Below are 17,361 nucleotides of genomic sequence, written 5' to 3'. Positions count from 1 at the left end.
CGGCTCGGATCGGAGGACGACCGCTTCCGCGGCGTCGGGACGGGCGGCGCGGGGGCCGGGAACCAGGTCGGGAGTCATATCAGCCCGCCTGCGCGGTCTCGCCCAGGGCGGCGCTGATCTGGCTGAGGAGCTTGGAGAAATCGACGGGCTTCGGATGGTAGTCGTCGCAGCCGGCCTGGATCGCCTTGTCCCGGTCCCCCGACATGGCGTGGGCGGTGAGCGCGATGATCGGGATCGCCCGGGTGTCGGAGCCGGATTTCAGCGCACGGGCGGCCGACCAGCCGTCGAGGACCGGGAGGTTCATGTCGAGCAGGATGACGTCGGGCTGGCCCGACCGGGCTTGGCGGACACCGGCCTCGCCGTCATGCGCCAGGATCACCTCGTAGCCGCGCCGCTTGAGGCGACGGGAGAGGAAGTCCCAGATCTCTTCGTGATCCTCGACCAACAGAATCTTCGCCATCGAAAAAACTCGCACCCCCGGCCCGCGCGGCGCCGGTCGGCACCCCAACGCGCGGCATCGCACAATCGCCCAACGCACCTGCCGCGATTCCGGTCCGTCGCACCACGGCGGCCGGAACCGCGGTTGACCCGGCCCCCGCCCGGTAAGAGCGTGCTGCCGCGCGAATCGACGATACTGGCAGGGACAGTATGGCAAACAAACCCGACATTGAGTTCTATCATTCACCCAATACGCGCTCATCGGGGGTGCGCGTGCTGCTCGAGGAGCTGGGTGTTCCGTACCGGCTGCACGCGCTCAACATGCGCGCCGGCGAGCATCTCCGGGACGCCTACCGAGCGATCAACCCGATGGCGAAGGTGCCGGCCATCCGCCACGGCGAGGCCTTGGTGACTGAGCAGGCCGCCGGCTACCTCTACCTCGCCGATCTGTTCCCGGAGGCCGGTCTCGCCCCTGCGGCGACCGACCCGGCACGCGCGACCTACCTGCGCTGGATGGTGTTCTACGGGTCCTGCTACGAGCCTGCGGTGATCGACCGCCACCTGAAGCGGGAGCCGGGCCCCCGGGGCCTGTCGGCCTACGCCGATTACGACAGCGTTATCGCGGGCATCACGGGGGCGCTGACGCCGGGTCCGTACCTGCTGGGCGAGCGCTTCAGCGCGGCCGACATCCTGTGGGGCGGCGCGTTGGGCTGGACGATGGGCTTCGGTCTCGTCGAGCCCGCGCCGGTCCTGGCCGCCTATGTGGAGCGGATCCGGTCCCGACCGGCGTCCCGGAAGGTCGCGGCGGCGGATGCGCAGCTTGCCGAGACCCATGCCGCCGAAGCCAATGCCGCCGCGGCCGATGCCGCCGCGGCCACGTGAGCGCGCGGCCGGACTCTTGCTGAGGCCATCGGGAGCTCGATCCGGTGCGCGGTCGGGCTCCCGGCCGACGGATCCGGTTCTCCCACCGCGCCACTGGAACAGCCCCGCCCATGCGTCTGCTCGCTCCCGTCCTCGCCGCCCTTCTTCTCGGCACATCCGCCCAGGCGGGCGAACGCACCGGCACTCTCAGGAAGATCCAGGACAGCAACAGGTTGGTGCTCGGCGTGCGGGATACCGCGCCTCCGTTCAGCTACCTCGATCAGAACCAGAAGGTCGTGGGCTTCGCGGTCGACATCTGCCTGAAGATCGCCGAGGCGGTGAAGCGCGAGCTGAAGATGCCCGCCCTCGGCGTCGCCATGGAGTTCGTCAACTCCTCGTCGCGGATCCCGCTGATCACCAACGGAACCGTCGACCTCGAATGCGGGACCACGACCAACAACGCCGACCGCAAGAAGCAGGTGGCCTTCACCAACACCCACTTCCTGACGGCGACGCGCTTCGTGTCGAAGAAGGACCAGAATATCGCCGGGCTTGACGACCTGCGGGGCAAGACCGTCGCGTCGGTGGCCGGATCCACCAACATCCTGATGCTGATCAAGGCCAACAACGAGCGGAAGCTCGGCATCACGGTGATCGCCGCCAAGGATGTTCCGGAGGCCTTCCTCCTCGTGGAGACCGGCCGGGCGGCGGCCTTCGTCATGGACGACGTGCAGCTCAGCGTCGTCGCGGCCCAATCCAAGGATCCCGCCGCCTACGTGGTCAGCCAGGAGACCCTGTCGAACCCGGAGCCCTACGGGATCATGCTGCGCCGGGACGATCCGGCGTTCAAGGCGGTGGTCGACCGGGCGACCGCCGACCTCTACCGCAGCGCCGAGATCGCGACGATCTACGATCGCTGGTTCCTGAAGCCCGTGCCGCCGCGCGGCCTCAACTACAACGTGCCGCTCTCCTCCGCCCTGCGCTGGGCGTTCGCGCACCCGACCGACGAGGCGGATCCGGCGTTCTACGCACGCTGATCTGTCGCGCGGCGGGGTTCCGCTGCGGCGGTGGAGATGCGATGCCGCGAGTCTGGTTTAGACCGCGTCGCGAAGCGTCCCCATGACCGACAGCACCGAATCGGCGCTCACCCCCGCCGCGACGCGTCCCGCGGCGCCGGCCACGTCGATCCCGCGCCTGATCGTCGTGCTGGCCTGCGCGGGGTTCGGCAGCACCTTCGCGCTTCGCTCGGTGGAACCGCTCGTCGGCGTGCTCGCCCGGGATCTCGCGAGCGACGCCCACACGGTGGCGCTGCTCTCCACCGCCTTCGCGCTGCCCTACGCGTTCATCCAGCCGGTGCTCGGGCCGATCGGCGACGCGCTCGGCAAGGAACGGGTGATGAGCACCTGCCTGGCGGTGCTCGCCGTGGCCCTCACCCTGTGCAGCGTCGCCCCGGATATCGGTAGCCTGTTCGGCCTGCGCATGCTGGCGGGGGCGGCGGCCGGCGGCTGCATTCCCCTCTCGTTGGCGCTGCTGGGCGACCGCGTGCCGATGGAGAGCCGGCAGGTGGCGATCGGGCGGTTCCTGGTCGCGGTGATCCTCGGCCAGCTCTCGGGCTCGACCTTCGCGGGCCTGATCGAGGCGGCGATCGGCTGGCGCGGTGTCTTCGCCGTCACCGCTGTGGTGGCAGCCGTCGCCTGCGGGGCGACCGTGTTCGGCTTCGATCGGACCGGCCGGGCTCCCGCCCGGCGGCCGGCCTTCGGCGAGGCGGTGCGGCGCTATCGGACGATCCTGGGCAATCCCCGGGCGCGGGTGCTGTTCTCGGCGGTGTTCATCGAGGCCATCGCGATCTTCGGCGTGTTCCCGCACCTCGCTCCTCTGATCGAGGCCCGCGGGGAGGGCGGCCCCCGCGAGGCCGGGCTCGTGCTGGCGGGGTTCGCGGTCGGCGGCCTGCTCTACTCGGCGCTCGTCGGCCTGCTGGTGCGGCTGCTCGGCCTGCCGCGGATGCTGATCGGCGGCGGCCTGATCTGCGGCGTGTCCCTGACGGTGGTCGGGCTCGCCGGTTCCTGGCAGGTCGATTGCGCCGCGCTCACCGCCATGGGCCTCGGATTCTACATGCTGCACAACACCTATCAAACCCAGGTGACCGAGGTGGCGCCCACCGCCCGCGCCTCGGCGGTGGCGCTCCACGCCTTCTCGTTCTTCTGCGGGCAGGCGCTCGGCGTCGCGGTGATCGGGCAGGCCCTGATCGGCCTCGGCCAGTTCGGAGCGCTCGCGGCCTGTGCCGTCACCATCCTGGCGCTCGGCATCGGCACCGCCATCGCCCTGCGGCAGAAGTCGCCCCCCGTCGCGTTCCCGGGCTGAGCGGATCGTCAGGGCCGCTGCAGCGCCAACGCCTTGAGGTCGAAGGCCGGATCGGCTGCCTGTTCCGGTGTCAGCGGCGTCCCGACCGCGAGGAGCCGCCGGGCGATCATGTGGTCGCCCGCCCGGTCGACGGATTCCACCGCACTCAGGCGCCCGTCGCGGAAGCGGAACACCGAGAAGGCGTTGCCGGAACCGCGGACCACCCTGGCGTCGCCGGCGCCCGACAGCCCGGCGATCTGCAGCTTGTGCGGGCCCTGGTCGCTCCAGAACCAGGGCAGCGCCCCGTAGACGGCGGGTTTTCCGACGAGCCGGGCCGCGAGGCAGCGCCCCTGGTCGATGGCGTTCTGCACCGATTCGATGCGCACCGTGCCGTCCGGCGTGAGCCCCCGGGCGAAGGGGCTGGGGAACCGGGCGCAGTCGCCGATCGCCGAGATGGCCGGGTCGGGTGTGGCGAGGAACGCGTCGACCCGCACCCCGTCCTCGGCCGGCAGGCCCGCCTCCGCGGCGAGCTCCCGGTTCGGCAGCACGCCGATCCCGACGAGGACGAGGTCGGCGACGAGGTCCCGGCCATCGGCCAGCGCGACACCGGCCGCATGCCCGTCCCGCCCGAGGATCGCGGTGACGCCGGCACCGAAGGCGAAGCGCACGCCCATCCCCTCCTGGGCGCCTCGGAAGAAATCCCCCATCTCCGCCGAGACCGCCCGGGCCATCGGACGCTCGGCCGCCTCGATCACCGTCACGGGAAGGCCGCGCGCGGCCGCCACGGCCGCGAATTCGAGACCGATGAAGCCGGCGCCCACCACGACGATCGCCCGCGCCGCTTCGATCTCCGTTTTGAGCGCGTCGGCATCCGCGAGGCCGCGCAGCTGGTGTACGCCGTGGAGGTCGGCGCCCGGGACTGGCAGGGGCCGGTTGCGCGCGCCGGTCGCGAGCACCAGATGGTCGTAGGGCAGGCTCGCGCCGTCTGAGAGGCGCAGGCGGCGCTCCGCCCGGTCGACCCCGACGGCGCGGATGCTCGGCCGGTGGCCGATCGCGTGCTCGGCGAAGAAGCCCGGCGGCCGCAGGAACAGCCCCGCCTGGTCGGTCTTCCCGGCGAGGTAGGCCTTCGACAGGGGCGGACGCTGGTAGGGGAGGGCGGCCTCGTCGCCCACCAGGGTGATCGGGTCCCTGAACCCGCCCTCGCGCAGGGAGGCGGCGAGCTGGAAGCCCGCCTGTCCCGCGCCGGCGACGACGATCCCGGCCGCGCTCAAGCCCGGACTCCCGTGAGCGCCAAGCCGCTCTGCGCGACGCCCGGCAGGCTGCGCGCGCCCTCCGCCATCAGGTAGGACCAGACCGCGGAAGCCGCCGGGCCCAGCACCTTGTCGGCGCGGCGGACCGCGTACCAGTCCCGCCGGATCGGCAGGCCCTTCACGTTGAGGAGCACGAGGCGTCCGCTCTCCAGTTCGGCCGCCACCGAGTGGACGGAGAGCAACGCGATGCCGAGCCCGGCCATGACAGCCTGCTTGATGGTCTCGTTCGACCCAGTGTCGATGTCGAGCGGCGCCCGCTTCACCAGGACGCCGGCCATGAACTCCTCGAAGACCATGCGGGTGCCCGAGCCCTCCTCGCGCAGGAAGAACGGCTGATCGGCGAGATCCTCCCGGTTCAGGCCGGCCCTGCCCGCGAGGGGGTGATCCGGGGGGGCGATCAGCACGATCGGGTGCGGACCGAAGGTTGCCGCCTCGATCGGGAAATCCCGGGGCGGGCGGCCCATCAGGGCGAAATCGATCTCGTAGCCGCGCAGGGCCTCGACGGTCTGGCCGCGGTTGCGCACCGACAGGCTGATCTCGACGCCGGGATGCTTCTTGACGAACCCGGCGATCACCTGCGGCGCGAAATACTTGGCGGTCGACACGACGCCGAGCGCCACGCGCCCGCCCTCGGCGCCGCGCAGGGTCCGCAGCCGGTCGGTGCAGGTCTCCAGGACAGTGTTGATGCTGTCGATGGCCCAGAGCATCTCGCGTCCGGCATCGGTCGGCTTGAGGCCGCCGGGCGTGCGGTCGAACAGCAGCAGCCCGGCCTCCTCCTCCAGTTGCCGGATGCGCGCGTAGAGCGCGGCGGAGGTGACGTTCAGCTCCTGCGCCGCCCGGGTCATGGTGCCGAGGCGGGCGACCGCAGCGACCGCCTGAAGCTGCTTGAGGGAGAGGTTGCGCATGGCGGACATCTCGTTTTTTTCGTCCTATGGCACAAGACCGAACAGAAATCTTGGCGGTCTGGACGCGGGTTCTTGTCGATCCGGAGACAGAGACCGCTATCTTGGGACCTGGACGGCCGCTACAGAGCCGGCGCGGAACGCACGATCCCGACGGACGGGATCCGAGCAGGAGGAGTAGGCCGATGGCAATTTCAGCGGCGATCGGGACGCCCCTCGAGACGTGCCTCGCGCAGGCCGTGAAAGCGGACCCGGCGCTGACGGACGCTGCCGCGGTGATCGCGGCCGTGGCCCGCTCGGCGGTCGAGATCAGCGAGCGGATCGGGCGCGGTGCGCTCGGGGGCGACCTCGCGGCGGCGGGGGACCATAACAGCGACGGCGACGTGCAGAAGGCCCTCGACGTGATCGCTCACGAGAGCGTGACGGCGGCCCTGCGGAGTGCGCCGGTCGCCGAGGTCGCCTCCGAGGAGGCCGAGGAGGTGATGCGGCTGAACCCGGACGCGCCGCTGGCGGTCGCCATCGACCCCCTCGACGGCTCGTCGAACATCGGCGTGAACATGGCGGTGGGCATGATCTTCGGCATCCGGCCGTCGATCAAGGATCCGGCCAACCCCCTGGCCTCGTTCACGACCCCCGGCTCGGCGCAGATCGCCGCCGGTTTCGTGACCTACGGCCCGGCCACCGCGCTGATCCTGACCCTCGGCGAGGGCACCCAATGCTACGTGCTGGACCGTGCCGAGGGCACGTTCCGCCTCACGAGCCCGGCCATGTCGGTGCCGGCCTCCGCGAAGGAATTCGCCATCAACGCCTCGAACGCCCGGCACTGGGATGCGCCGGTCAAGGCCTACATCGAGGATTGCCAGCGCGGCACCGAGGGCCCGCGCGACAAGGACTACAACATGCGCTGGCTGGCCTCCCTGGTGGCCGACATCCAGCGCGTCCTGACCCGCGGCGGCGTGTTTCTCTACCCGGGGGACGCGCGGAAGAACTACGCTCGCGGCCGCCTCCGGCTGCTCTACGAGGTCGCCCCCGTGGCGATGTTGATCGAGCAGGCCGGCGGCGCCGCCACCGATGGACAGACGCGGATCCTCGATCTCGTGGCCACCGGCATCCACGAGCGGGCGCCGCTGGTCTGCGGCTCCACCGAGGAGGTGGACTGCGTCGCGACCTACTACGGCGGCGGCAAGCCCGATGCCGGCCGCTCGCCGCTCTTCGGCCAGCGCGGCCTGATACGGTCTTAGGCGCAACGCGAAGTCCAGGGAGAAGTCCAGGGACATGTCCGCGCGGCACCCCATCATCTCGGTGACCGGATCCTCCGGGGCCGGCACCACCTCGGTGCGCAACACCTTCGAGCAGATCTTCCGCCGGGAGGATGTGCGGGCGGTGTTCATCGAGGGCGACGGCTTCCACGCCTTCGACCGGGATACGATGCGGGCCATGATGGCGCGCGAGCCGACCCTGTCCCATTTCGCGCCGCGGGCGAACCTGCTGCCGGAACTGGAGGCTGTGTTCCGCAGCTACGCCGAGGCCGGGACTGGCCGGACCCGCCATTACGCCCACGACGCCCACGACGCGCAAGCCTACGGCATCCCGGAGGGCAGCTTCTCCGCGTGGGAGTCCTTCCCGCCGGATTCCGATCTTCTGTTCTACGAGGGGCTGCACGGCTGCGTGGCCGACCCGGACGTCGACATCGCCCGTTACGCCGACCTGAAGATCGGCGTCGTGCCGGTGATCAACCTCGAATGGATCCAGAAGCTGCACCGGGACCGCTCGTTCCGTGGTTACTCCACCGACGCCGTCACGGACGTGATCCTGCGGCGCATGCCCGACTACGTGCAGACCATCTGTCCGCAATTCTCCTTCACCGACATCAACTTCCAGCGAGTGCCGACGGTCGATACCTCGAACCCGTTCATCGCCCGCTGGATCCCCACCGCCGACGAGTCGCTGGTCGTGATCCGCTTCAAGGATCCGAAGGGGATCGATTTTTCCTACCTCGTCTCCATGATCCACGACAGCTTCATGAGCCGGGCCAATTCCATCGTGATCCCGGGTGGAAAGCTGGATCTCGCCATGCAGCTGATCCTGACGCCGATGATCATGCAGCTCGTCGAGCGGCGGCGCCGGCTGGCCTGACCGGGGAGGCGCACCGTGGAACCACCTGAAACGTCGCTCCCACCCGGCACCTCAGGATGAGGGACCAGGTGGGGCCGGCCCGTGCGCCGAACGCCATCTCAGCCCGATTGTTGTTGGAAGATCCGTGATGCTGCCTCCCGTTATCGCCCCATCGATCCTCTCGGCCGATTTCGCGCGCTTGGCGGAAGAAACCCGCGCCGTCGACGCGGCCGGGGCCGACTGGATCCACCTCGACGTGATGGACGGCCACTTCGTGCCCAACATCACCTTCGGGCCACCGGTGGTGAAGGCGCTCCGGCCGCACAGCGACAAGTTCTTCGACGTTCACCTGATGATCGCCCCGGCCGATCCTTACCTCGCCGCTTTCGCGGAGGCCGGCGCCGACGGGATCACGGTCCACGCCGAGGCCGGGCCGCACATCCATCGCTCGCTCCAGACCATCCGCGACCTCGGCAAGCGCGCGGGCGTGGCGATCAATCCCGGTACCCCCGCGACGATGGTCGAGCCAGTGCTTGACCTCGTGGATCTGGTGCTGGTGATGACCGTCAATCCCGGCTTCGGCGGCCAGAAGTTCCTAAAGAGCAGCATGGAGGCTGTGGCCCGGGTGCGGGCCATGGCGGCCGGTCGGGACATCCGCATCCAGGTCGACGGCGGCATTGATGCCGAGACCGTGAAGGCGGCAAGCCGTGCCGGCGCCGACACCTTCGTGGCCGGCAACGCGGTCTTCAGCGGCGGCCCGCAGGCCTACGCGGAGCGCATCGCGGCGATCCGTGAGAGCGCGGAGGGCGCCTCCGGTCGCGACCTCACGTGCTGAGGGCGCTGATCTTCGACGTCGATGGGACCCTCGCCGAGACCGAGGACCTGCACCGGCAGGCCTTCAACCGCGCCTTCGCGGCCGTCGGCCTGCCCTGGCACTGGGATGCGGCGCTCTACGCCGACCTGCTCACCGTGATGGGCGGCAAGGAGCGCCTTGCCCACTACATCGACACGCAGCACGCGGCCGAGGCGGGCGCGCTCCACGCGCTGGCTCCCGAGATTCACGCCCGCAAGACCGCCGGGTATGGCGAACTCCTGTCGGAATGCCGGTTGCCCCTGCGCCCCGGGATTGCCCGACTCGTCGCCGAGGCCCGGGGGGCCGGGATCCGGCTCGCGATCGCCACCACCACCAGTCGGCCGAACGTCGACCAACTCCTGGCCGTCAACTTCCCGCCGGGTGCCCAACCCTTCGACGTGATCGCGTCCGGCGACGAGGCGAAGCGCAAGAAGCCGGCCCCCGATATCTTTCTGCTGGCGCTCGCCGGCCTGGATGTCGCCGCCACGGAGGCGGTGGCGTTCGAGGATTCGACTGCCGGCATCGCCTCGGCCCGCGGCGCCGGCCTGCCGGTCCTCGCGACCCGCAGCCGCTACACCGAGAGCCACCGGCTCGACGGTGCCTTCTCGGCGGTGTCCGATCTCGGCGAGCCGGGTCGCCCTCATCGGCATCTCGCCGGGCTGGCATGGCCGGGTCATGTGGTGACGCTGGCGGCCCTGCAGGACTGGCACGCGGGCCGTCGGTAAACGCGGCCGGCGCGGTCCCGACCGATCCTCCCGGGACGCCCGACGATCGTTCCGACGCCGCAGCTGTGCCGATCATCGACGTGCAGACGGCGATCAAATATTGCTCGAATGGACCGAAAACTTCTGAACATTCGCAGATTGAGTATGGTGACTTATAGCATCAGAATAATTTAGATCCGCGATACCTTATTAGATATCATGAATTTTCTCTTGATGATAAAGATCATTCAAGTTAAAAACATGGGATCGTTGTTGATCCTAAGTTTGTCGGATGATCGCGATGCGCCTCTCGATTCGGTTCGTCCTGATGTCTATTCTGATGCTCGCGAGCGTCATGGCCATCGCGATCGCTGCCTTGGACGTCGCGCGCAGCAAGACACGGCTCGATACTGCGGTCCGGGCGGCCGAATACGTGGAAATCGATCGCAACCTGTTCGCCAGTTTGAATCAGCTCCGCGCCGAGCGGGGCTGGTCCCTGAACGCGCTCCTGCTCGAACCCGATGCCGGCCGTGTCCAGCGCCAGATCGCGCTCGAAGCCCGCGATATCTTCGATGCCGCCGTCGACGATGCGCTGGCTGAATTGGACCGCCTGGGCGATGCCCCCCTGGCGGCGAAGAGCGCCGAACTCCGGATCCACGTGGACGACTTGCGGCGCCTCCGCCCAGCCCTCGACGCAGCGTTCGACCAGCCCGCGGCGGCACGCGATCCGGTATTGCGGCAGACGCTGAGCGACGCCGGACTCAGCGCGCTGGTCGCGTTCGAGGCGGCGTCCGATGCGGCGGAAGCCGAGATCCAGGCGACGGAATCCGATTTCGGCAGTTTCCTGGATGCGCGGGCCGCGACCTGGCTCACCCGGACGACCAGCAGCCGCGTCGCGTCCCAGGTGAGCGAACTGCTGACCATCGGCCGGCCCGCCACGCCGGCCGACTGGACGCAGCTGAATGCGGCCGCTTCCGAAGCTCGGTCGGCCTGGACGCTCGCCCGCCGCGTCGTCGCGACCGCGGACTTCGATCCCGCCGTGAAGGCGGCTTACGACCGGGCGGACGCCGTCAACTTCACCGGGAGGCTGGCCGAGATCCGGCGGGTCGCCCTCGCCGACGTCGCCGCCGGGCGTGAGATCTCGATTGCGAGCGCGGAGTGGGACGAGACGATCCTCGCCCAGCAGACGATCGCCGACGCGGCGCTCGCGGTCATCGATTCGGCCCTGGGCCGGGCGCGGGCGGTTGCGGCCCGGGCCCGCTGGGGCTTGCAGCTCGCCGTCGCGGCCATCCTGATCGCGGCGGGCCTGGTGGTGGCGGCCATCCTGATCGTGCAGTTCCATGTGGTGCGGCGGCTCTTCGGCTTAGCCGACACGATGCGCCGGCTCACCGCGGGGCACCTCGATACGCCCGTGCCCGGCACGCGGCGGAACGACGAGATCGGCGACATGGCGGTCGCCGTGCAGGTGTTCAAGGACAATCTGCTCCGGACCCGAGACCTTGAACGGGATGCGGTCGAGAACCGAGGTCGCGCCGAGGCGCAGCGCCGGGCGGCCATGCACCGGATGGCCGATACGTTCGAGCGGGCGGCGGGCGAGATCGTCGGGATGGTCTCGTCCTCGGCGGGCGCCTTGCAATCCACGGCGCAAAACCTGGCCACCACGGCGGCCGATACCGCGGACCGGTCGACCCAGGTCGCGGCCGCCGCCGCCGAGGCCGCTTCCAACGTCGGAACCGTTGCGGCCGCCGCCGAGGAACTCGGTGCCTCCGTGAAGGAGATCGGCCGGCAGGTCTCCGGGTCGGCCGACCTGGCCCGCGCCGCGGTGGGCGAGGCGGATCAGACGGCTGCCCTCGTGCAGGCTCTCAGCGGGAGCGTCACCAGGATCAGCGACGTCGTGGGGCTGATCTCCGGCATCGCGGCGCAGACCAACCTGCTGGCGCTCAACGCCACCATCGAGGCGGCCCGCGCCGGCGAGGCCGGTCGCGGCTTCGCGGTGGTGGCCGCCGAGGTCAAGGCGCTGGCCGACCAGACCGCGAAGGCCACCGACGACATCGGCCGGCAGATCGGTCAGGTGCAGGGCGCGACCGGCGAGGCGGTCTCGGCGATCGGGGTGATCGCCGCCCGCATCCGAGAGATCAGCACCGTGGCGGCCATGATCGCGGCCGCCGTCGAGGAGCAGGATGCGGCCACGCAGGAGATCGTCCGCAACGTCGAGCAGGCGTCGATCGGCACGAGCGCGGTCACGGGCACGATCGCGGGGGTGGCCGGGGCGGCGGAGAACACCGGGGCGGCGGCCGGAGCGGTGTTGACCTCGGCGACCCAACTGTCGCTCCAGTCCGAGCACCTCACGGACGAGGTGGAACGCTTCCTGGCGACCGTCCGGGCCGCCTGACGCAATGGGGCGCCTATCGGCGGGGAACCTGTCCCCGTTTGCCGCCGCACCCCTGGGCCTCGGTGGCGAACAGCATCGATCCGGCGACGAGCCCCAGGGCGGCCGCGAGCCCGAGCCTCAGCCAGCGCGGGCCGGCCGCGCCCGCGGGCGCGCCGGGATCGGCGGCGGACGGATCGCGGATATCGCCGCGGCTGGCCGTCCAGGTCTTCACGCGCGTCATCCCTCGCTCCCGGTCGGATACCAACGGTTCGATCGGGAACGCCCGGGCGGTGCGATCTTTCCCGCGCGGTCCGATCCGCCGCTCCGTGGGCCGCGTTGCCTCGCCGGAAGGGGGCGTCCTATAACGCCTCGACCTCGCAGCCGCGCGGACGGGGTCTCGGACGCCCGCCCGCGCCAACGAACAAAAGTCTCCCCGCCATGGCAGGCCATTCGCAGTTCAAGAACATCATGCACCGGAAGGGCCGGGTGGACGCAGTCCGCTCGAAGGTGTTCGGAAAGCTCGCCCGCGAGATCACCGTGGCGGCCAAGCTCGGCACGCCCGATCCGGCGATGAACCCGCGCCTGCGCGCGGCGATCATCGCGGCCCGGGCCGAGAACATGCCCAAGGACAACATCGAGCGCGCCATCAAGAAGGCCGCTGGGGCCGACGGCGAGAACTACGAGGACATCCGCTACGAGGGCTACGGCCCCGGCGGCGCCGCGCTGATCGTCGAGGCGCAGACCGACAACCGCAACCGCACGGCCTCGGACGTGCGCTCGGCCTTCACGAAATCCGGCGGCAGCCTCGCCGAGACCGGGGCCGTGGCGTTCATGTTCGACCGCGTGGGGGTGATCGCCTTCCCGGCCAAGGTCGCGGATGCCGACACGATGTTGGAGGCGGCGATCGAGGCGGGCGCCGACGATGTGAGTTCCAGCGAGGACGGCCACGAGGTCATCTGCGCCCAGGATTCCTACGGCGAGGTCGCCAAGGCGCTGGAGACCCGGTTCGGCGAGCCGACCCGCACCGGCCTGATCTGGAAGGCGCAGAACACGATCGACGTGGACGACGAGACCGGTGAGAAGCTGATCCGCCTCGTGGAGGTCATCGAGGATCAGGACGACGTCCAGAACGTCTACGTGAACTTCGCGCTGTCGGACGCGCTGATGGCCAAGCTGCAGGCCTGACAGGCCGCCGCTCGGGCCAAGCGCTCGGATTCCGGGGCCGCCGCGGTTCCGGAATGTGTTGGCCACATCCCATCATGATCGCGGGGCAGCGCAGGGGGCCGGGAAGCGCGGACGGAGCGCCGCCGAGCAGGCTTCGAGGCTCTGGTTCCCGGGTCCTGCCGCGCAAACCCGGACTGACGGGCAGCAGACCGGGGCGTCGCCCGTTCCGGTGGACCCGGAGGACCGGGCGCTCACGCGCCTGCGGCCGCGAGTTCGGCGCCGAAGCGCTCCTGCGCGTAGCCCTCCACCGAGAAGGTGTCGTCGGGCAGCTGGACCATGAAGCGCTCGGCCACCTCGGTCAGCACGATATCGGGCCGAACGCGCTCGACATACGACCAATCGAGCGCGGTGCTCCAGACGAAGTGCACCTCGCGGAACGTCTCCGCCAGCATGATCGTCAGCATGTACGGCATGACGTGCGAGAACGAGTCGCCGAACAGTGCCAGCCGGCGCGGATCGGTGGCTTTGGCGTTGCCGTAGACGACATGGGCGCCGACATGCAGCGTGTGCAGCAATCCGGCCCGCTCCCGCGCCTCGACGATCGGGCTGCCGTAGGTCCGAACCGCGTCCTGCTGCATCAGCACGGTGCGGGACCGGGCCCGGCGGGGCGGATCGAAGGCGCTGCCCAGGTCGCCGTCATGGTCGGCCTCGTAGGACGGGCGGTCCCGGAGATCGACCCGGGGCTCGGTCCCCAGCGCCCGGCAGATTTCCGCGTAGGCGAGATAGCAGCCCTCGAAGGACCAGTGCGTGTCGGTCCGGCAGTACAGGTCGGCCGCATCGCGCTGGGCACGCATCGGCGTCACGAGGTCGATGCAGGTCTCCCGCCAGCGCTTCCGGCGACGCCAGGCGGCGTAGAGGGCAAATGGGCTGCGGCCCAGCGGCGGCTCGCTGTGGAGCAGCCGATAGGCCGGCGACGCGGCCGGCCGGATCGCGATCCCGTCGAGTCGATGGTCGTAGATCATCAGCTTCTCGGGGGCGACCACGTGCCGGTACAGGATGCCCAGGGCGCGCAGGCGCCGTTCGCGGGTGGCGATCAGGCTCCGCCACTGCCAGATCAACTCCGTCGTCGCCTCCGGCCGCTCGTATTGGCCGAGCACGTCGTTGGTCCCGGTCTTAAGGAACAGCCAGCCGTCCTGTCCGACATGGATGTGGTCGGGGATGCTCGAAGCCATGGCGCACTCGCGAGATCGACGGCCCGCCCGGAGGCCGGCCGCCGGATTCGGCAGCAAGGAGCGGGATGCGGGGCATCCGGCGGGGCGGCAGGGTGAGGGACGAACAGCACCCTTCGTCGAGCCTCGTCATGCCCCTCCCCATCGCCCGCGCCAAGCCGCATAGTGCCGACGCCATGAGCCAGGTTCCCGGGCCCGACCCCGAAGACGTTGAGCGCTGGGCGGCCCTCGCCGCCCGGGACGCGCGGGCGGACGGCCGCTTCGTGTACGCGGTGCGCACCACCGGGGTGTATTGCCGCCCGAGCTGCGCGTCGCGGGCGGCGCGGCCGGAGAACGTCACCTTCCACGGCACCTGCGCCGAGGCCGAGGCGGCCGGTTTCCGGCCGTGCCGCCGATGCCGTCCGGACGAGCCGGGCCTGGCCGGACGACGGGCTGATTCGGTCGCCCGCGCCTGCCGCCTGATCGAGGCGGCCGAGACCATGCCGTCGCTCGCGGAACTGGCCCGCGCCGCCGGCCTGAGCGCCTACCATTTCCACCGGGTGTTCAAGGCCGCCACCGGCGTCACGCCGAAGGCCTACGCCGCCGCCCACCGCGCCGCCGTTCTGGCCGCGCGGCTGCCGGGCGCCGCCTCGGTGACGGAGGCGTTGTACGAGGTCGGCTACGGCGCGGCGAGCCGTTTCTACGAAGAGGGCGCCCCGCGCCTCGGGATGGCACCCGCCGCCTACCGGACGGGGGGAGCCGGTCTGCGCATCCGCTTCGGAATCGGCGACTGCTCCCTGGGTGCGATCCTGGTGGCGGCGACCGATCAGGGTGTCTGCGCGATCCTGCTCGGCGACACTCCAGATGCGCTGGTGCGCGACATGCAGGATCGGTTCCCCGCCGCGGCGATCGAGGGCGGCGACCCGACCTTCGAGACCTGGATGGCCCAGGTCATCGGCCTCGTGGAGGCCCCCGGCGGCGGGCTCGACCTGCCTCTCGACATCCGCGGAACCGCTTTCCAGCAGCGGGTCTGGGAGGCGCTGCGCAGGATCCCGGTCGGGTCGACGGCGAGTTACGCGGAGATCGCGCGCGCCATCGGCCTGCCCGCCGCGACGCGGGCCGTCGCCCAGGCCTGCGGGGCCAACCCGATCGCGGTCGCGATCCCCTGCCACCGGGTGGTGCGCTCGGATGGCGCCCTGTCGGGCTACCGCTGGGGCGTCGCCCGCAAGCGTGACCTGCTGGCCCGGGAAGCGGAGCGTTGACGCCTCGCACCCAGCCCGCTTCTTCCCGACACCGTTCAGGAACGCGTCCTGACATGTGCCCGAGAGCGGCTCCCCGAGGCCGCAGATAGGGCGTCCCGGCGCGCGGCGGGGGTGGCCCGGCAGCGCGTCATCGCTGGGCTCGTCCGGCGGGATGGTTTCGTGCGCCTCGCGGCAACGAAGGTGATGGCGCCGCGCCGGCCTTCGCCGCCGGTCCTCGGCCGGACGGGCCCAAGGCCGGCCTGGACCAGGGCTACAGGGACCCGACCGACGGCGCCGTGACGGGGCCGGCCGGTCCGGCGGCGTCCATGGCGGCTCCCACGGGTCCCGCGCACCGGCCTCCCCCTTCGCTCTGCCCGGAACGGACGGGACCAGTCACGCGCCGGGCGGCGGCGTCGAGTGCGCCGCCGCCGGAAGGCTCTTCGGCAAAGTCCAAGCGTTGTATGTCCACCCCGGCCGCGGCTTCACAGGAACGATATACTACAACGCCGCCGCACCGCTGTATTGCAGTGCCGGCAAACAGAATTTGCGTTTCGCTGTGGTGCGCTCCGGTGCGGATTACCGATTTTAGACACTATCGGGTATGTCGGAGCTTGACGGCTCAATCAGGCTGCGTTGCTATCCCGGGTGTTCGGCACCCAGATTCGGCCGACCGCTCGCGCCCCTCCGCGACCGGCGGGGGGATCGCCGGTTCCGGATGCCGCGGGGGTTCGCCCGTGCGGCTCAGGAGGTCTCTCCGACAGGACCGGTCGTGAACGCTCCCAGACCGACCCGCGCCACGACGGCGATTCTCGTCCTCGCGTTCCTGGCGTGCCACGCACCCGCACGGGCACAGGAGATCGTCCCGCCCGGGCCGTCCGGCCGGGGCGCCTTCCTGATCCACGGAAACTTCTGCGGGCCGGGAAACCGGGGTCCCGACTACGGACCGATCGACGCGCTGGATTTGGCCTGCGCGCACCATGACGCCTGCTCGACCGATCCGAATTCGGGGATCCTGACCGCCTGCGCCTGCCACCGGCGTCTTCAGGTCGAGGCGGGGATCGTGGCGCGCGACCCGCGCACGCCTGCCCGAACGCGGCAGACGGCGCAGTTCATCTCCGACTTCGCCTCGACGATGCCCTGCCAGTAGGGCGCGCCGACGCGGTCGTCAGGCGGCGTCGGCCGGGTTGGCAGCGGCCTTCGGGCCACCCTTGGCCACGCCGACCAGGGCCGGGCGCAGGACACGCTCGCCGATGACGTAGCCCGCCTGCACGACCTGCACGACGGTGCCGGCCGGCACTTCCGGGTTCGGGACCTCGAACATCGCCTGATGGCGGTTCGGATCGAACTTCTGACCTTCCGGCTCGACGATCTTCACGCCGTGGCGCTCGAGGGTCTTGCCGAGGTCGCGCTCGGTGAGTTCGATCCCGTCGATCAGGCCCTTCAGCGCACCGTCGGCCGTCGCCTTCGCGTCGGCCGGAACGCTGTCGAGGGCGCGGCGGATGTTGTCGGCGACGTTGAGGACGTCGCGGGCGAAGTTCGTCACCGCGTAGGCGCGGGCATCCGCCACCTCGCGCTCCGTCCGGCGGCGCAGGTTCTCCATCTCGGCGAGGGTGCGCAGCGTGCGGTCCTTCAACTCGTCGCGCTCGGCCGTGAGCAGGGCGAGGGTCTCGGCGATCGGATCGACGGAAGACGCTTCAGCGCCCTGGCCGTTCGGCGCCGTGTCCTGCGAAGCGCCGGCGCCGGCTTCGACCGTCGTCTGGCGCTGGTCATCCTGGGGCATGTCGTTGCTCGTCATCGCGATTCAGTCGTCGGAACGGGGTGGTTCGGGGGCCTTCGGGACCGGCGCTGATATCT

17 protein-coding genes are annotated in these 17,361 nt (G+C 70.6%); 11 read left to right on the top strand and 6 right to left on the bottom strand.

The genetic code is table 11. From position 1 onward, the window contains the following. Positions 1–79: 79 nt before the first annotated feature. Positions 80–460, bottom strand: coding sequence for a response regulator (locus MKK82_RS05410; RefSeq protein ID WP_238287748.1), 381 nt, complete (start codon positions 458–460; stop codon positions 80–82). A gap of 188 nt (positions 461–648) precedes the next feature. Here MKK82_RS05410 and MKK82_RS05405 point away from each other — a divergent pair, with 188 nt between their 5' ends. The 3 genes from MKK82_RS05405 (at position 649) to MKK82_RS05395 (ending at position 3,660) form a co-directional block, all read left to right on the top strand. Next, a complete protein-coding gene (locus MKK82_RS05405) occupies positions 649–1,320 on the top strand; it encodes a glutathione S-transferase family protein (RefSeq protein WP_243984848.1) in 672 nt (223 codons plus the stop codon). A 110-nt stretch (positions 1,321–1,430) separates the two neighbouring features. Beyond that, positions 1,431–2,336, top strand: a complete 906-nt coding sequence (locus MKK82_RS05400; RefSeq protein WP_238287743.1) for an amino acid ABC transporter substrate-binding protein — start codon at positions 1,431–1,433, stop codon at positions 2,334–2,336. An 82-nt stretch (positions 2,337–2,418) separates the two neighbouring features. Further along, complete coding sequence (locus MKK82_RS05395) at positions 2,419–3,660, top strand: MFS transporter (RefSeq protein WP_238287742.1); 1,242 nt, start codon at positions 2,419–2,421, stop codon at positions 3,658–3,660. Between the two features lie 8 nt (positions 3,661–3,668). On the opposite strand, the gene MKK82_RS05390 is transcribed toward MKK82_RS05395, so the two are convergent. Next, the gene (locus tag MKK82_RS05390; protein WP_238287741.1) at positions 3,669–4,910 is read right to left on the bottom strand and encodes an NAD(P)/FAD-dependent oxidoreductase; all 1,242 of its coding nucleotides are present in this window, start codon (positions 4,908–4,910) and stop codon (positions 3,669–3,671) included. Beyond that, on the bottom strand, positions 4,907–5,854 hold the full coding sequence (locus MKK82_RS05385; RefSeq protein ID WP_238287739.1) for a LysR family transcriptional regulator: 948 nt from the start codon (positions 5,852–5,854) through the stop codon (positions 4,907–4,909). The genes MKK82_RS05390 and MKK82_RS05385 overlap by 4 nt, the downstream gene beginning before the upstream one ends. 182 nt (positions 5,855–6,036) lie before the next feature. Here MKK82_RS05385 and MKK82_RS05380 point away from each other — a divergent pair, with 182 nt between their 5' ends. From MKK82_RS05380 to MKK82_RS05360, 5 genes are all read left to right on the top strand, one after another. After that, complete coding sequence (locus MKK82_RS05380) at positions 6,037–7,092, top strand: class 1 fructose-bisphosphatase (RefSeq protein WP_238287738.1); 1,056 nt, start codon at positions 6,037–6,039, stop codon at positions 7,090–7,092. A gap of 34 nt (positions 7,093–7,126) precedes the next feature. After that, positions 7,127–7,987 carry a phosphoribulokinase gene (locus MKK82_RS05375; RefSeq protein WP_238287736.1) on the top strand — a complete coding sequence of 287 codons (861 nt, stop codon included), beginning with the start codon at positions 7,127–7,129 and terminating at the stop codon, positions 7,985–7,987. 127 nt (positions 7,988–8,114) lie between these two features. Then, positions 8,115–8,801 carry a ribulose-phosphate 3-epimerase gene (gene rpe / locus MKK82_RS05370; protein ID WP_238287735.1) on the top strand — a complete coding sequence of 229 codons (687 nt, stop codon included), beginning with the start codon at positions 8,115–8,117 and terminating at the stop codon, positions 8,799–8,801. Further along, positions 8,795–9,544 (top strand): HAD-IA family hydrolase, encoded by a 750-nt coding sequence (locus tag MKK82_RS05365; protein WP_238287732.1) that lies wholly within the window; start codon positions 8,795–8,797, stop codon positions 9,542–9,544. The genes rpe and MKK82_RS05365 overlap by 7 nt, the downstream gene beginning before the upstream one ends. Positions 9,545–9,824: 280 nt before the next feature. Beyond that, a complete protein-coding gene (locus MKK82_RS05360) occupies positions 9,825–11,915 on the top strand; it encodes a methyl-accepting chemotaxis protein (RefSeq protein ID WP_238287731.1) in 2,091 nt (696 codons plus the stop codon). 13 nt (positions 11,916–11,928) lie between these two features. Here the strand turns inward: MKK82_RS05360 and MKK82_RS05355 are convergent, their stop codons facing one another. Continuing rightward, positions 11,929–12,135, bottom strand: coding sequence for a hypothetical protein (locus MKK82_RS05355; RefSeq protein WP_238287729.1), 207 nt, complete (start codon positions 12,133–12,135; stop codon positions 11,929–11,931). Between the two features lie 197 nt (positions 12,136–12,332). On the opposite strand from MKK82_RS05355, the gene MKK82_RS05350 reads away from it, so the two are divergent. Continuing rightward, a complete protein-coding gene (locus MKK82_RS05350; RefSeq protein WP_238287728.1) occupies positions 12,333–13,079 on the top strand; it encodes a YebC/PmpR family DNA-binding transcriptional regulator in 747 nt (248 codons plus the stop codon). A gap of 230 nt (positions 13,080–13,309) precedes the next feature. Here the strand turns inward: MKK82_RS05350 and MKK82_RS05345 are convergent, their stop codons facing one another. After that, on the bottom strand, positions 13,310–14,290 hold the full coding sequence (locus tag MKK82_RS05345) for an alginate O-acetyltransferase AlgX-related protein (RefSeq protein ID WP_238287726.1): 981 nt from the start codon (positions 14,288–14,290) through the stop codon (positions 13,310–13,312). A 173-nt stretch (positions 14,291–14,463) separates the two neighbouring features. Between MKK82_RS05345 and ada the strand changes: the two genes are divergently transcribed. Next, the gene (gene ada / locus MKK82_RS05340) at positions 14,464–15,528 is read left to right on the top strand and encodes a bifunctional DNA-binding transcriptional regulator/O6-methylguanine-DNA methyltransferase Ada (RefSeq protein ID WP_243984899.1); all 1,065 of its coding nucleotides are present in this window, start codon (positions 14,464–14,466) and stop codon (positions 15,526–15,528) included. A 748-nt stretch (positions 15,529–16,276) separates the two neighbouring features. Beyond that, positions 16,277–16,654, top strand: a complete 378-nt coding sequence (locus MKK82_RS05335) for a hypothetical protein (protein WP_238287725.1) — start codon at positions 16,277–16,279, stop codon at positions 16,652–16,654. 18 nt (positions 16,655–16,672) lie between these two features. Here MKK82_RS05335 and grpE read toward each other — a convergent pair whose 3' ends face one another. Continuing rightward, positions 16,673–17,287, bottom strand: a complete 615-nt coding sequence (gene grpE / locus MKK82_RS05330) for a nucleotide exchange factor GrpE (protein ID WP_238287723.1) — start codon at positions 17,285–17,287, stop codon at positions 16,673–16,675. Between the last annotated feature and the right edge of the window lie 74 nt (positions 17,288–17,361).

The sequence above is a fragment of the Methylobacterium sp. E-046 genome, assembly GCF_022829625.1.
GTDB lineage: Bacteria > Pseudomonadota > Alphaproteobacteria > Rhizobiales > Beijerinckiaceae > Methylobacterium > Methylobacterium longum.
Note: the sequence above shows the minus strand (reverse complement) of the source record. Positions and strands in the feature narration are given on the sequence as shown.